Origin of the sequence: Paenibacillus sp. N3.4 (genome assembly GCF_008017805.1) — a bacterium.
In the GTDB taxonomy this organism is placed as follows: domain Bacteria; phylum Bacillota; class Bacilli; order Paenibacillales; family NBRC-103111; genus Paenibacillus_E.
In genome coordinates, this window is sequence record NZ_VRTT01000074.1 from 1 (window position 1) to 14,471 (window position 14,471).

9 protein-coding genes are annotated in these 14,471 nt (G+C 47.1%); 4 read left to right on the forward strand and 5 right to left on the reverse strand.

What is annotated here, in order from left to right; translation table 11 throughout:
- Positions 1–327: 327 nt before the first annotated feature.
- Both FU659_RS27570 and helD read left to right on the forward strand, forming a co-directional pair.
- Positions 328–1,347 (forward strand): DinB family protein, encoded by a 1,020-nt coding sequence (locus FU659_RS27570; protein ID WP_147950506.1) that lies wholly within the window; start codon positions 328–330, stop codon positions 1,345–1,347.
- Positions 1,348–1,620: 273 nt separating this feature from the next.
- Positions 1,621–4,023, forward strand: a complete 2,403-nt coding sequence (gene helD / locus FU659_RS27575; RefSeq protein WP_147950507.1) for an RNA polymerase recycling motor HelD — start codon at positions 1,621–1,623, stop codon at positions 4,021–4,023.
- Between the two features lie 25 nt (positions 4,024–4,048).
- Here the strand turns inward: helD and FU659_RS27580 are convergent, their stop codons facing one another.
- Positions 4,049–4,486 (reverse strand): MarR family winged helix-turn-helix transcriptional regulator, encoded by a 438-nt coding sequence (locus tag FU659_RS27580; RefSeq protein ID WP_147950508.1) that lies wholly within the window; start codon positions 4,484–4,486, stop codon positions 4,049–4,051.
- Positions 4,487–4,603: 117 nt separating this feature from the next.
- On the opposite strand from FU659_RS27580, the gene FU659_RS27585 reads away from it, so the two are divergent.
- On the forward strand, positions 4,604–5,188 hold the full coding sequence (locus FU659_RS27585) for an NAD(P)H-dependent oxidoreductase (RefSeq protein WP_147950509.1): 585 nt from the start codon (positions 4,604–4,606) through the stop codon (positions 5,186–5,188).
- A gap of 102 nt (positions 5,189–5,290) precedes the next feature.
- Here the strand turns inward: FU659_RS27585 and FU659_RS36540 are convergent, their stop codons facing one another.
- Positions 5,291–5,419: a DUF6254 family protein gene (locus tag FU659_RS36540; RefSeq protein ID WP_222708654.1), complete on the reverse strand. Its 129-nt coding sequence runs from the start codon at positions 5,417–5,419 to the stop codon at positions 5,291–5,293.
- Positions 5,420–6,097: 678 nt separating this feature from the next.
- Between FU659_RS36540 and FU659_RS27590 the strand changes: the two genes are divergently transcribed.
- On the forward strand, positions 6,098–6,517 hold the full coding sequence (locus FU659_RS27590) for a DUF6843 domain-containing protein (protein ID WP_147950510.1): 420 nt from the start codon (positions 6,098–6,100) through the stop codon (positions 6,515–6,517).
- A 127-nt stretch (positions 6,518–6,644) separates the two neighbouring features.
- Here FU659_RS27590 and FU659_RS27595 read toward each other — a convergent pair whose 3' ends face one another.
- The 3 genes from FU659_RS27595 to FU659_RS27605 form a co-directional block, all read right to left on the reverse strand.
- Positions 6,645–11,183 carry a glutamate synthase-related protein gene (locus FU659_RS27595; protein ID WP_147950527.1) on the reverse strand — a complete coding sequence of 1,513 codons (4,539 nt, stop codon included), beginning with the start codon at positions 11,181–11,183 and terminating at the stop codon, positions 6,645–6,647.
- Positions 11,184–11,782: 599 nt separating this feature from the next.
- Positions 11,783–13,129 carry a glutamate-1-semialdehyde 2,1-aminomutase gene (locus FU659_RS27600; protein ID WP_147950511.1) on the reverse strand — a complete coding sequence of 449 codons (1,347 nt, stop codon included), beginning with the start codon at positions 13,127–13,129 and terminating at the stop codon, positions 11,783–11,785.
- Between the two features lie 191 nt (positions 13,130–13,320).
- Complete coding sequence (locus FU659_RS27605) at positions 13,321–14,355, reverse strand: LCP family protein (protein ID WP_261808094.1); 1,035 nt, start codon at positions 14,353–14,355, stop codon at positions 13,321–13,323.
- Positions 14,356–14,471 lie beyond the last annotated feature (116 nt).

The window sequence follows — 14,471 nt, forward strand, 5'->3', positions numbered from 1 at the left end:
TTCAGTGTTCCAGCAGTCAGTCCAAGCAGCAACTCTACTTTAACGCTGAAAACCGTGCTTACAGATAGACAAGTCGATCAAAAGTGACATATTTGGAACTGTAACACTGTTTTTCAGTGTTCCAGCAGTCAGTCCAAGTAACAACTCTACTTTAACGCTGAAAACCGTGCTTACAGATAGACAAGTCGATCAAAAGTGACATATTTGGAACTGGAACACTGTTTTTCAGTGTTCCAGCAGTCAGTCCAAGCAGCAACTCTACTTTAACGCTGAAAACCGTGCTTACCATTTTTGGCGGATTTTCTTGTATGGAAAGGAAGTGAGCTTATGGCCCAAGGGAAAGCAAGGCTGCTGATGCAAGTGGACGATCTTCAAGCGTCGTTAGCCTTTTATATGGTACAGCTAGGTTCCGACTTGCTGGAGACGGCATCCTCGGGGCATGCGGCGTTAATTCGTATTTCGGCGGATCATGAGATGGTGCTGATCGAGGAAGGTGAGCTGAACAAATCGGTAGGTCAAAAGGATGGCAAGGTTAATGTGGTTAAAGATTCTAAAGAGATAAAAGAAATAAAAGAAATAAAAGAGATTCAAAAAATTAATGAGATTAATGAGACTAAAGAGACTAAAGAGATCATAATGGTTAAAGAGAATGAAGACCTGCGTGGGTCTTATATAGCTCAATGGCTGCTGCCAAAGTTTCAACGCCCGAAGCGGGGAGATCTTATATACGTAAACGTCACATCCGTTGCTGAGATGAAAGCGAGCTTGCTTGCTAATGGGCTGCGTGGGATGCAGTTGGAAGAAGAAACAGGCACGATTTGTAAACTTGTTGTTCCAACGCCGGACAAGTATGAACTTGTTTTTTGGGAAGAGCTGTATCCGTCTGATGAAGAAATTTTGAAGATGTACGCGGCTGGTCCCGGTGAGCTGGAGCGTATGTTACGAGGTTTGTCTGAGGAGATGCTCGCTCTTTCGGAAGTGCCCGGCAAATGGTCGATCCGTCAGCATGTGCTGCACCTTATCGATCTGGAGCTGGTTACGATCCATAAATTGAAATTTGCTTTGGCTGAGTCTGGACGCATGTATCAAGGAAACAGCTTTTCCCAGGATGACTGGAGTGTAGGTCTTGAATATGCACAAAGGCCAATCGATGATGAAGTTCAGATGTTTCGTGCTTTGCGGCAGCATATTCTAGGATTATGTACATATCTGCCTGGCGCGATGCAGCGGACCGTTCATACTGCGAGTCGGGAAGAGTCGGCAGCGAAATTAATCAAGATGATGTCTGGCCATGCGCTTCATCATATACGCGCTGTTGAGAGGATACGGAAGCAGCACGGTTGTTAAAGTAGTTTATAGCAAGTATGCCGAGTGCTTAATGAAAAGAGAAATGAGCATGGGGACAAGTATACAAACATACAAACATAGTAAAAAGCATACACAAGTCCCCAAGAACACGTTCTTGGGGGTTTTTATTGATTTTATATCCGTATGTTGTTATGATGAGAAGTGGTGTTATAAAATTTGGGATTAATAACATTTTTATCCTAATTTAATTATATCACCAAAACAATCTCAATGTCAAATTGCAAGTTAAATTGTACGAAAAGAGGCGTTGGAATGAATGTAGCGGAGCAGGATTGGGTGGAAGAAACGCAAAGAGTTGAGAGGGTCACAGGAAAATTACAGAACAAAATAGAGCAGCTTGAAGTTGAGGTCGGCCAGGTAAAATCGGATGTTGTGGAAATTCGTAAACATTATTGGGATGAGGTTACTGTCGATCTCAGCACCACGGATGACGCGATAGAAGCTATCGCCAGCTTACGGCAGCAGGCAGAAGTATTATCTGAACGTGAGCGCAGTCATCGACAAGCCGCAATTGCGTTAGGGAAGTTAAGAAGGCTTGTGAACTCGCCCTATTTTGGACGAATCGATTTTGTTGAACGAAATGGACGGGACTCGGAAGCTATTTATTTAGGTATTGCCGCATTTCTGGATGAGCAGGAGGATGAGTATCTTGTCTACGATTGGCGAGCGCCCATATCTAGCTTGTATTATGACTACGCTCCAGGAGAGGTCGCTTTTACGACGCCGAATGGCATAGTGGAAGGAAAGATGCTGCTGAAGCGCCAATACGTCATTCGTCAATGTCAAATTCAATACATGTTTGATACCGGCGTGACGATCGGAGATGAGCTTTTGAAGGAGGTTCTCAGCCGCAGTTCGGATGCGCAAATGAAGACCATTGTGGCTACGATACAAAAAGAACAAAATCGTATTATTCGTAATGATCATGCCCAAATGTTAATCGTGCAGGGGGCAGCCGGAAGCGGCAAAACTTCTGCTGCTTTGCAAAGGGTCGCCTATCTGCTTTATAAACATAGAGATAAGCTCAGTTCGGAGCAGATGGTGTTGTTCTCGCCCAATCCGCTTTTTAATCACTATATTTCAACGGTGCTGCCTGAACTAGGAGAAGACAATATGCAGCAAACCACGTATCAAGCCTATCTAGAGCATCGTTTAGCTGACGATTTTGAGGTTGAGGATGCATATACGCAATTAGAGTATGTATTAACGCAAGGCCAATCTTCAACGGATCAGCTATCCAGCGAGGAGATGAAGAGACGTGATGAGAAGGAAATAGCTGCCTATGACTCGCGTTTAAGTGGTATTCGTTACAAGTCTTCGACTGCATTTCTGGAAGTGATAGATGGGTATAAGCTGCGATTAGAGCGAGAGGATATGCTTTTTAAGCCGGTAAGGTTCAAAGAAAAAGAGATGATAACAGCTGCTAAACTGCTCGAGAAATTTTATAGCTACGATCCATCCATTCGGCTGCCGAACCGTTTGGAGTTGATGCGGATCTGGCTGCTGGAGCAGCTTGAACTCTTTGCTGAGGGCCAACTGGAAGAGCCTTGGGTAGAGGATGAGATTGAACTTCTCAGCAGTGAAGAGTATCACCTGGCTTTTCTGCGGCTGCGTAAAATGAAAAAAGGGCGAGGCTTTACCTTTGATGATTTCGATCAGGAAAAGGTGCTGCTTGCCCGTGTTGTGATTAAGGAGCAATTGATGCATGTTAGGGAAGCTATAAAGCAGCTCCGTTTTGTGGATCTCACGGGGTTATATATGCAGCTATTCAGGAAGAAGGAATTGTTCGGAGAAATTGAATGGCCCCCGTATTGGCCTTCCATCTGCGAGCGGACGCTGGAGGAGCTGGCGCAAGCCAGACTGCCGTACGAGGACGCGACGCCGTTCTTATACTTGATGGAAGCGGTGCGCGGCTTCCAGACGAACGGCGCTGTGCGCCACGTTCTTATTGACGAGGCGCAGGATTACTCTCCGTTTCAGCTAGCTTATCTGAAACGGCTGTTTCCGCGCTGCCGCATGACAGCGCTCGGGGATTTGAACCAGGCGATCTATTCGCACGCTTCCGCGTACAGCGAAATCGATCCGATCGCCGCTCTGTACGGGCCGGAACAAACGGAGGTCATCCGTTTGTTCCGCAGTTATCGCTCCACGCGCGAGATCGTGGAGTTCACCCGCGGCATCGTGCCTGGCGGCGATGCCATCGAGCCCTTCACCCGCAGCGGAGCGAAGCCGCGAGTGACAAAGACCAGCGATCGCGTATCGCTGCATAGCCTGCTGGCAGCCGAGGTCGCTCGGCTGCTCAGCGAAGGCTATGCCTCCATCGCGATCATCGCCAAGACCGCGAGCGAGTCCGCACTCGCGCATCAAGCCCTTGAGCCGCAGCTTGACGCACCGCTGCGGCTGATTACGAAAAACACCTCGACGTTCGAGTCGGGTGTGTCCGTTATCCCTTCGTATCTGGCGAAGGGGGTAGAGTTCGATGCCGTACTTCTGTATGACGGTTCCCGTCATCAGTACGGACGAGAGAGTGAACGCAAGCTGTTCTACACCGCTTGCACCCGAGCCATGCATGATCTGCATGTTTACGCGCTAGGCGAGCCAAGCAGCTTTATTACGGATCAACCGCAAGATACTTACGCGTATGAGATAGTCTGAATCTAGAGATGAACGGCCATCCAAATCACTTACCTGTATGAAAAACCTTCGAGAGAAGCACATCCAGGGCATGGTCAATTTCGTCGAGGTCATCTTCCGAAGCACCCTTTATCCGTTGCAGAAATCGGCCTTCTATGCGTTTAAAGGCTTCGTTCATCATGGCTTGCCCTTCCTTGGAAAGACGAATATACTGCTTTCGTCGATCCTCGGCGACCTCAAACTTTTCGCAAAGATTCTTTTCGCTTAATTTTTTAAGTTCACGACTCGTATTGGGCATAGACATATGCTGACAATCACTAATTTGACTGAGGGTAACAGGCTGACTAACTGCTAAATATTCAAGAATGCTGTATTGAACGGGCGTTAGGTTGTCTGATTTAGCATCTTTGGTAATTTCATACGTCACTTCATGAACAGCGGTAGTAAAAGCCACGAATTTTTGAAAAAAAGCAGTTTTGTCCAAAGGGATCACCTCACCTACACCATAACAAAATAATTATCAACTAACAATTATCATTTGACAACTAAAAAAGTTGTGTGTTAGAATTTGCTTATCAATGATAAGTAAAGAGGTGGTTTGATGAAAACGCTGGTTATTTATACGCATCCTAATCATCAGAGTCTAAGTTATGCATTTTTGCAGAAAGTCATCCAAGGCAGCACGGAGAACCCTCGTATTACGGAGATCAAAGTGTTGGATTTATATGAAGAGGGGTTTAATCCGGTTCTAGTTTTTAATAAGGAAAAACGCAGAAGGGATATGCATGCCGACCCCAATCTGGAAACGTATCGACAACAAATCACTTGGGCCGATCAGGTTGTTTTTGTTTATCCGATTTGGTGGGGGCGTCCTCCGGCTATGCTCATGGGGTATATCGACCAAATGTTCGCCTCAGGTTTTGCTTACAAAGATAAGGGCGGAATGCTGCCGGAAGGACTTTTGAAGGGGAAGTCAGTTGTTTGTATTTCAACGATGAAGGGGCCTACGTTTTATCCTTTGTATTGGCTGTATAATGCGCACAAAGTATTAATGAAGAAAGCATTATTTAATTACGTAGGGATAAAAAAAGTGAAGTTTTTTGAATTTGGGAATATGGAAAGCCCGAAGGGGAAACATGACGTGAAGCTAAATAAAATATATCGTTATTTCAAATTATTACACTAGTTATACGAAATGAAGGTTGCCGTAACTGACTAAAAAGCAAAGAGCCCTGTACGATTTTGTTTCAATAAGAAACAATCCGTAGGGGCTGCTTTGTTTTCAAGCTTATTTATTCGTATGCTCCGTTGCGGAGTCGCCGGCGATTTCTGCCAACGACTTCACTTTACCATGAGGATGTTGATTTTGTTTTCGGCTTTTCCATGCAGCTTCTTCGCGGCTTTTCGATTGGCTCATAGTCAATACCTCCTGTGGCATACGGATGGGTGACGCACTAATAAAATGCGATAACAGCGAGTATTTTATGCAAACCCTACGCAAAAAAAGTAGCATTCCCATGGTTAGCATTGAGAAAAATAATTTATTTGAATGTGACTTTATCACAGAACATCATCCCATTTATTGGTACATGGGTAACATAAACATGTGGGAGGTTATGTAATGCTCCATGGGAATTCGGATCCGCCTATCTAGGCTGCGATTGTAGAACGATAAAATAGTTAGGCGGACACGGAATCCGTTATTTTCCATTCATCCTCGCAAATCGCCTGTTTAAGGACACACGTTCCGTTATGGGTAATGAACTCATAAGATTCGACCCTTTATCGCTCGAATAACGGCGCTGATGTCCGCTAACTTCCAAATAGGGCATCCTAAACTACCATAGCGGATTTACAGTCCGTTCATCACTCCGACTCTCTATCCTTTCGTCAAGCACCGAATTCGATGTTGAACCATTTTGTTCATTTGAGAAAGAAATCTTCCATTCTTCGGATACGCTTCCATTAAAAACAGAGTAGAAGCCATAATCTGCTCCGGACTGTTATTGTTGATAGACTGATTTGAATGAACAGGTGAATGGGTTGTAAAATAGAAAGAATAACGGCCATTCTCAGCAGAGCGAGGGTGAAAGCAATGAAAAAGGTTGTAATTTTCCTCATCCTATTCGTAACTTTGTTTGGGATCGCTGGTGTATACACAGCCATTAAGTCGCCTGAACATCACAAATATATCGTTCCAGATGGTTATACGGGCTGGGTGAAGGTCACGTTTGACCAAGCAGGTTATCCACCACTGGAGAAAAAGTACAGAACCTACTTGTACGCTGTGCCAGCTAACGGGCAATTAGTAACGTCGTCCCGGATGAAGGCAGGAAGTATGCAGGTTTTTTATTTGGGTAACGATGGGAGTTTGAGGGAAACAGGGCAGTATGTTGAGGAATCGATTCATGCTATGGGCAGCAGTGGTCATATAGATAAGGATGGACGCGATGTCACAGAGTTTAGTTTTTTTCTAGGCAGTAAAGAGCAATGGAAGAGTGAGGCGGATAAATGACAAATGGATAACGACCCTTTGTAGAACCATAAACGTTCTCCCTACTATGAAGCTTCCGTTTTAAAAACCAGAAAAAAAGCTCCACAAGACCATTAGGGGTCTGTGGAGCTTTTGCCTATGACCGAAACTATTCCGTTGCTACGGATTGATCAGCCTGCATGTTGACTGGAGAAATACGGATGAAGCTTTCTTCTAAATTGTTTAGCAAACTCTCGATTTTTGCTGCTGCGTCGGATTGACCGGAGTTAGCAAGCTCAGCGTGGTAAGCTGTCAGCAATTCAGTAAGATCTTTTTTGCTTTGTACGCCGATTGGCTCAAGTTTAACTTTTGCGCCTTTAGCAATACGGCGTTCGATAGCTGCTTGATCAAGACCCATTTCTGGAACGAGACGTTGATAGATAACGCCGCCTGTCATCCCTGCGCAAATCCATGGACCTGGATCGCCCATAACAACGGCACGGCCATTTGTCATGTACTCAAACGCGAAACCTTTGAGGTTTGCACGAGCTGCGAGTCCGCCTAGCTCATCTTGCAGAGGCGTTGTAATTTCGCCGCCGAATACGACGTCCGCACCGGAGAAGCGAATACATGCGCGCGTATCTGCGCTGCCTTGGATCAAGAACAAGCCTTTTTGTGCGCCGTAACCGAACGATTTACCAACGCTGCCGTTGATGAAGGTGTTGTTTTTGCCGAGTGCTTTAACAATAGCCACTTTACCACCGAAGGCCATTTTACCAAGACCGTCTTCAGCGCCGCCGTGAACGGTAATGTCTACGCCGCGAGCATTGAAAGCAGCAAGACCGTTACCTGGAACGGAACCGTCGATCAGGTTCAAAGCAACTTTCGGTAAATCATCGTAGCTGCCGTCGAAACGATCTCTTACGCGATGGCTGGAGTAACGAGCTCCGAGAATACGGGACTCAGCATCCACTTTGGACCAGTTGCGTACGATTGGAGCATCTAGCGCCAAGGAATCCGGGAAGAATTCTTGACCTTCTGCGCCAGCCGCGATACGGATATCGGACGATACAGCCGCTTCTTCCAGGGCTCTTTCTGCAGCGGAGATGAACTGCAATGGAGCTGGACGAAGAATGTCGGACAAATCAATGCGATCAATGTGGCTGATTTGTTCCAATAGATCGGAACGGCCAACGAGTTCTTGCAAGCTTTTGAAACCAAGGGAAGCGACAACTTCACGCACTTCTTCACCGATACCGCCGAACAGACGAACCAAGCTGTCAACAGCAACGTCGAATTGACGAGGTACGAAACGGCGAAGACCTTTTTCTTCGGCCTCTTCCATGGAATCGATTTGGGTTGCGATACCAACGTGACAAGTATCCAAGTGACAACCGCGGCATGTTGTACAGCCGATAGATTGCATCGCGATACTGCCGAATCCTGCGCGATTTGCCCCGAGCATAACCATTTTAACAACGTCAGCCCCTGATTTCAGACCGCCATCGGACCACAGCTCAACGCGGTGACGAAGACCGGCTTCAATCAAAGCAACGTGAGCCAATTTTGTACCGATTTCAGTTGGAAGACCAACGTGCGTCAAGGAGTGAATACGAGCCGCCCCTGTACCGCCGTCGAAACCGGAAAGTGTAATGACATCAGCGCCTGCTTTGGCCACACCAACTGCAATCGTTCCGATACCAGGTACAACTGGGATTTTAACGATAATTTTCGCTTTACGGCCGCTGCCTTCTTTAAGCTCGGAAATGATTTGCGCCAAGTCCTCGATAGAATAAATATCATGGTTGTTGGATGGCGAGATCAAGTCAGAACCGATAGTTGCGTTACGAGCCGCAGCGATTTTCGCTGTTACTTTGGAGCCTGGCAAGTGACCGCCTTCGCCTGGTTTTGCCCCTTGACCGATTTTGATCTCAAGGAAAGCCACAGCGTTAGCCAATTCTACGTTAACACCAAAACGTCCGGATGCTACTTGCGCACCGCGCGTTGTTTTGTAGCGGCCAAGCATATCTTTAATCTCTCCGCCTTCGCCGTTCATGGTGACCATGTTTAAGCGATCGCCAGCTTCAGCGTAAGCACGGAAAGCTGTTTCGTTTTGTGAGCCGAAGGACATGGAAGAGATCAACATCGGCAAGGAATGACCGCCAATGGAGATATCAACTTGAGAAGGGTCAAGTGCTTTGCGACCTTCGCTCAAAGCTTTCTCTACATTAAATCCAGCAATATGGCGAATGGAAATCGGGTTTTTCTTCTCTTCTTCACGCAGTTTGTCTTTGTAGTCACTGTAAGGAGCTACTCCAGAAGCCGCATCGCCTAAAGCTTTCCACATCCGTTGGAAGAAACGGAAGTTTTTCGCTGCTTTTGCTTTTGGATTGGTGAAGTCGTTGTAACGAGCTTCAGCATCTGCTTCAAGCTGCGCAAAGCCAGTTCCTGCTTTTTCGCTGCCGAGGTAGTTCACGATATCCAATACTTCAGCTACTTCCGGATGGAAGCCGATGGAAGAGAAGAAACGTGTATAGCCGCGGAGCTCATGCGTACCGATCGTGGAAATTACTTTTTCCAGACCTTTGCTTAGTGCTGCATATACTTTACGCGCTGCTGCTGCGTTGCCTTCTTTATCCGAAGCTGTGGAGAACAGTAGATAAGGAGAAATAACGTCTGCGCCAAGACCGCAAGCTACAGCAATATCATGCAAGCTGCGAATTGCAGCGGAACGCAGAATCAAAGTCACATGACGGCGCAGATTGTCACCGAAACCAAGCTTCTCCGCACGAAGTGCGATGTCGATTTTGGAAACGACAAGATGCGGTTCCAACCAGAGACGGTCGTTTTGGTGAGCATCCGCATCGTCAAGAACGATTAGTGCAGCACCATTGCGAGCAGCGGCGATAGCGTCAGCAGCAAGAGCGTTCAAACCATCACTCAGAGAAGTTCCTCTGGCAAAAGTAGTGGAAAGCACGGCTACAGTGTTATCTCCTTGTGCGCGGAATAATGCAAGCAATTGCTCGTAAGAAGGTTGGGACAGATGCTCTTCGCTGTCTACACCGTTCGTACCTTCGAGTACAAGCGGAGCCAGCAGCTCAAGACGCAGATTGTTATCAACCTGAGCATAAACAGGTGTGCGAGTACCAGCGATGATACGTGTGGAGAAATGTTCCATCTCACGGTCACGGTCAATCGCGGGATTCGTTACAACAGCTACGCTCTCTTTAATGAAGTCAGGCACGTTTTGGCGTTCCCAAGCAAGTGCTGCATGAGGGGAATCGTGACCCAGGGAACGGATCGGCTCTGCACCGGTTTCAGACATTGTTTCGATGTGTTGAATACCGTCGCGATCCCAACCAAATGCACTGTACAATTGGTCAGTAGCTATCATGTTCTCGTTCAATTCAGCTTTCGTGTCTGTTTTCACAGGATTCAGATATTTGCGAAGACCGCTAATATTCAGACGTTTGCTTGCGCGGTCATACACCAAACCTTGGACTTCATGGTAAGGGATAACTTGAATGTGTTCGCCTGGCGTAAGTACAACGCCCACTTTTTCACCTGGTGCGATTGGTTTCGGATCAGCAACCATTTCGCCAACCGTAATAACACCTTGCTCCGAGGAGAAGTACAGGGAAGTGTCGCTCTCAACCATCCATACCGGACGAAGACCTAGCGCATCCACGCTGAAAATACACTCGTTGCCATAACGGGAAACAATACCTGCTGGACCTTGTGCAAAATGGCCCCATACTTGACGGTAATAAACATATAAATCTTGAAGTTCCGGACGGAACTGTTTCATTTCATTAATAATAGGTGGGAATACCATTTCCATGGCTTCGAAAAGGGACAATCCAAAACGGTGAATGAACGTTTCAATGGTTCTGTTCATGTCCTGTGAGTCAGAACCGCCGCTAACGAGCGGAACACCAACCATGTCTGCTTCAATACGAAGTTTCTTAACTGTGTTGATTTCACCATTGTGACCAAGTAGGGAGAAAGGCTGAACGCGGAAAAAACTGGACAAGGTATTCGTGGAATAACGGTTGTGACCAATCGTCACTTGGGAAGCGAATAATGGATCGCGTGTATCGTTAAAATATTTAGGAAGAATACTTGCAGCTCCCAGTACTTTGTAAGCCGAAGTCACATTGCTGAGAGTTGCTACGTGAACGTTGTAACGGTCTTCAATAGCGATGTGAAGCTCAAAAAGGTGATCAGCTACTTGGCCTTCTGTTTTGTTAGTAAGTGCCGCAATTTGCCAGAACGTAGGTTCATCATTCAAACCGTTAGGACCCAGCGCGCTGCTGTCGACTTGGTTCTCTTGCTCAAAAATAATGGAAATGTCATGCGCAGCGAAAAGCTCGCGGATGCCATTTTGCATCTCAGTAACGGTCAGGTCCAGCTTGCGCGGGACAAAAATATGGGCAACAGAGAAACGATTGTCGTAGGCTAACTTGCCTTCAAGACCAGCATCTGTTAGTTTCTTTTCCCAAAGAGCACGCGGAATATCGGTTAGAATTCCGCAACCGTCGCCTTCACCGTTGATAAAACCAGAGCGATGTTCCATTTTTACAAGGGCATCAATCGTCTTTTGGATATTATCACGGGAAGGGTGACCATTTTTTTCAATAATACAGATAATACCGCAGCTGTCGTGTTCAGTTCCTAGTAGATCTTGAAAACGGCCTTCATTACGCATCAATTCATTCATTGCTCTGGTCAGTCGCCTGACCGTCACCTCCCATACATATTTAAACTCCTCTTGCACTGCGCTTCTCACATTCTTGCATTACTAAATCCCGCAAATTTTCTACATACTTCCTTTAAATCGGTAAAGTGGCTAAATCCGAAGTATGCAGTCAGATGCATAAAAATGCACTTTCACTGAATGACATACCAATTTCAAGGAGACAAGTCTCCGGATATTAAGCTCTTGACGACCCATATAAAAGTAAGGCACCACACACAAAAAACAGGTAGAAATTTGTAAATCATGCCCTAACTTTCTAAGAAAATACTGTAATAACAAGACGTTTCGCGAAAAGGGTAAAAGTAATCTTAGAATAGCATGAAAATGTTCATCCGACAATAGTCGCAGACGCAAAACATGAATGTAAGCGCTACCTTTTCTGCATACTGGTGAATAAAACCAATTTATGAATCACACAAGCCTTGTTGAAAAGGCGAACGAACTACAATCCAAATAGGATCATAGTTCGCTTTTGGGACATATTGGCTTGGAAAGGGATTGAAGAAACAGAAAGGAAAAGGCTATAAAAAAGGGCTCTTTATGCTATTTTAACGGGATTTCATCGTACGGAAAGCTTGATCGGCAGCATATAAAGTTTGGGTAATGTCTTCTTCGGTATGTGCAAGGGTCATAAACCAGGCCTCGTATTTCGAGGGGGCTAAGTTAATGCCCTGCTCCAGCATAAGTCGGAAAAAATCGGCAAATTTGTCGCCATCCGTATCTTGCGCCTCGTCATAATTCGTGATCGGATGATCACAGAAGTGGGTGGAGAAGGCGCCGCCGATGCGGTTAAGCGTCAAGGCGATCCCGTGGCGGTTGGCGGATTCGACAATGCCGCCTGCAAGAGCTGAGCCAAGCCGTTCAAGCTTGGCGTAGACATCAGGCTGCTGGAGGACCTCCAAGCAGGCGATACCGGCTGAGATGGAGGCAGGATTTCCCGCCATCGTGCCGGCTTGATAAGCTGGTCCGAGCGGAGCGACCTGCTCCATCACGGCCTTGCGGCCCCCGTAGGCGCCGATCGGCAGACCGCCGCCGATCACTTTGCCGAGGGCCGTAAGGTCCGGTTCGACGGCGGCGAAGCGTGCCGCCGCTTCAGCAGTGCCTCCCTCCACGAGCGGGAGGCCGGGGAAGGTTTGTGCCGCTCCGTAATGGAAGCGGAACGCCGTGATGACCTCGTCGTAGATGACGAGGGCGCCGTGTCTGCGAGCTGCTGCGCAGAGCTGCTCGAGGTAACCGGCATGGGGCATGACCATGCCGAAGTTGCCGACGATGGGCTCGACCATCACCGCGGCAATTTCTTCACCCCAGCGCGCAAGTGCAGCTTCAAGTGCCGGAATGTCGTTGAACGGCACGGTGATGACCTCTTGCGCGATGCTCGCAGGTACGCCTGCGCTGTCCGGCGTACCGAGGGTGGACGGGCCGGAGCCGGCCGCCACCAGCACGAGATCGGAGTGGCCGTGGTAGCATCCGGCGAACTTAATGATTTTGGTGCGCTTCGTAAAAGCGCGCGCCACGCGAATCGTCGTCATCACGGCTTCTGTGCCGGAGTTGACGAAACGCACCTTGTCGAGCGAAGGAATCGCCGACTTCAACATCTTCGCGAACACGATTTCGAGTTCGGTGGGGGTGCCGTACAGCGTGCCGTTTTGTGCGGCACGGCAAATCGCCTCAGTCACATGCGGATGCGCGTGACCGGTAATGATCGGACCATATGCGGCTAGGTAGTCAATGAAGCGATTGCCGTCTTCATCCCAGAAGTGTGCGCCTTGCGCACGCTTCATGAAGACAGGTGCTCCGCCGCCCACCGCTTTGAAAGAACGAGAAGGGCTGTTGACCCCGCCCACAATATGCTGTAGTGCTTCTTGATATAATTGCTCAGATCGTTTGCGTTCCATAGAATGAATCATTCCTTTTTTGTTATTTGGATGTGTAGGATTTCAAGAAAAAACCTCCACTTGTCTGGGTGCAGTGCCCCCGAGTCAAGTAAAGGTGTGTGACTGTCCAGTGCAGCTCCGTCCAGCTGAAGATCGTTAAGCTGGACAGGAAGTGCTAACTTTTCTCAGACGTTACTCGTCATCGTCCTGCTTTACTTCGTTTTTACGGAAGCCTTCGAAGTCGGAGAGGGAGAAGGCTTGGTAGGACCCGAGTCAGCTTCGGCGGTTCCCTTAAAAAGATCCTTCATATATATCTGCAGCTTCTCTTTGTTCACCGTGATGACAGCGGCACCGCGAACATTTTTTTCAATCAGAAGATCGGACGGCGGTAATTGGGAGCTAATGATGCCATCTGCTTTGGCTTCATACCCCAGAGTACCGAGCTTAAGCATGTCAGCTACACTGAGATTCGTATCAATGTAAGGGTCCATGGCATTGAGAATTTTGGGTAATTTAATCAATGACATAGTTGTTTGCATTTTCTGTGCAACAGCAGTCAGGAACTTTCGTTGTCTCTCCGTTCGGGAGAAGTCTGACAAAGCATCATGCCGGAAACGCACATATTGCAGGGCTGTTTTGCCGTCGAGATGCTGCATGCCTTTTTTTAAATTAATATCATAAACATGGTCATCTTCCGAATCCGAATATTTCATATCCTTCTCGACTTCGAGATCGATGCCTCCTATCGCATCAATCAGAGCAATAAATCCTTTGAAATCCGTATATACATAGTATTGGACAGGAATGCCGAGCAGATCGCTTACTGTCTTCATCGCTAGGTTCGGACCGCCCATGGCGATGGCTGCGTTGATGCGATCTTCGCCTTCACCGGGGATTTTCACATATGTATCGCGTAGAATGGAGAATAAGTGAGCTTTCTTGGTTTCAGGATCGATCGAAGCTAGCATAATGCTGTCCGAACGAGGGATTTCATTTTTCTTCATTCCCCGTGAGTCCCCGCCTAGAAGCAAGATGTTAACGCGCTGTTTGCCTTCCCATTTGGGAGGAGAGTACTTTTCGCCCTTTTCTTTGATAGATTGAGCAATCATGGTTGTACCGCCCTGGGGCTTTTCTGATGATTTATTAGAAATATTTTGAGCGAAATTATAGAACGAATACGAGTAATAGCCAGCAATCAGCACAAGTAGCAAGCCGATTAGGAGCAGGCTTCGTTTAAAAATTTTCAAAGTATCTACGCTCCTTCCGTGATGGAGAGGTAATCTGTACTTTTTTTTCTTACAGAATTCATGTATCATAAGTTTGTTGCACAAAGTTGTACAAATGGACTTTATGATCCATATTA

Bases quoted from the DNA above. Each gene is read 5' to 3' on its own strand.
- FU659_RS27570 (WP_147950506.1), top strand. From the start codon at position 328: ATGGCCCAAGGGAAAGCAAGGCTGCTGATGCAAGTGGACGATCTTCAA.
- helD (WP_147950507.1), top strand. From the start codon at position 1,621: ATGAATGTAGCGGAGCAGGATTGGGTGGAAGAAACGCAAAGAGTTGAG.
- FU659_RS27585 (WP_147950509.1), top strand. From the start codon at position 4,604: ATGAAAACGCTGGTTATTTATACGCATCCTAATCATCAGAGTCTAAGT.
- FU659_RS36540 (WP_222708654.1), bottom strand. From the start codon at position 5,419: ATGAGCCAATCGAAAAGCCGCGAAGAAGCTGCATGGAAAAGCCGAAAA.
- FU659_RS27590 (WP_147950510.1), top strand. From the start codon at position 6,098: ATGAAAAAGGTTGTAATTTTCCTCATCCTATTCGTAACTTTGTTTGGG.
- FU659_RS27595 (WP_147950527.1), bottom strand. From the start codon at position 11,183: ATGCGTAATGAAGGCCGTTTTCAAGATCTACTAGGAACTGAACACGAC.
- FU659_RS27600 (WP_147950511.1), bottom strand. From the start codon at position 13,129: ATGGAACGCAAACGATCTGAGCAATTATATCAAGAAGCACTACAGCAT.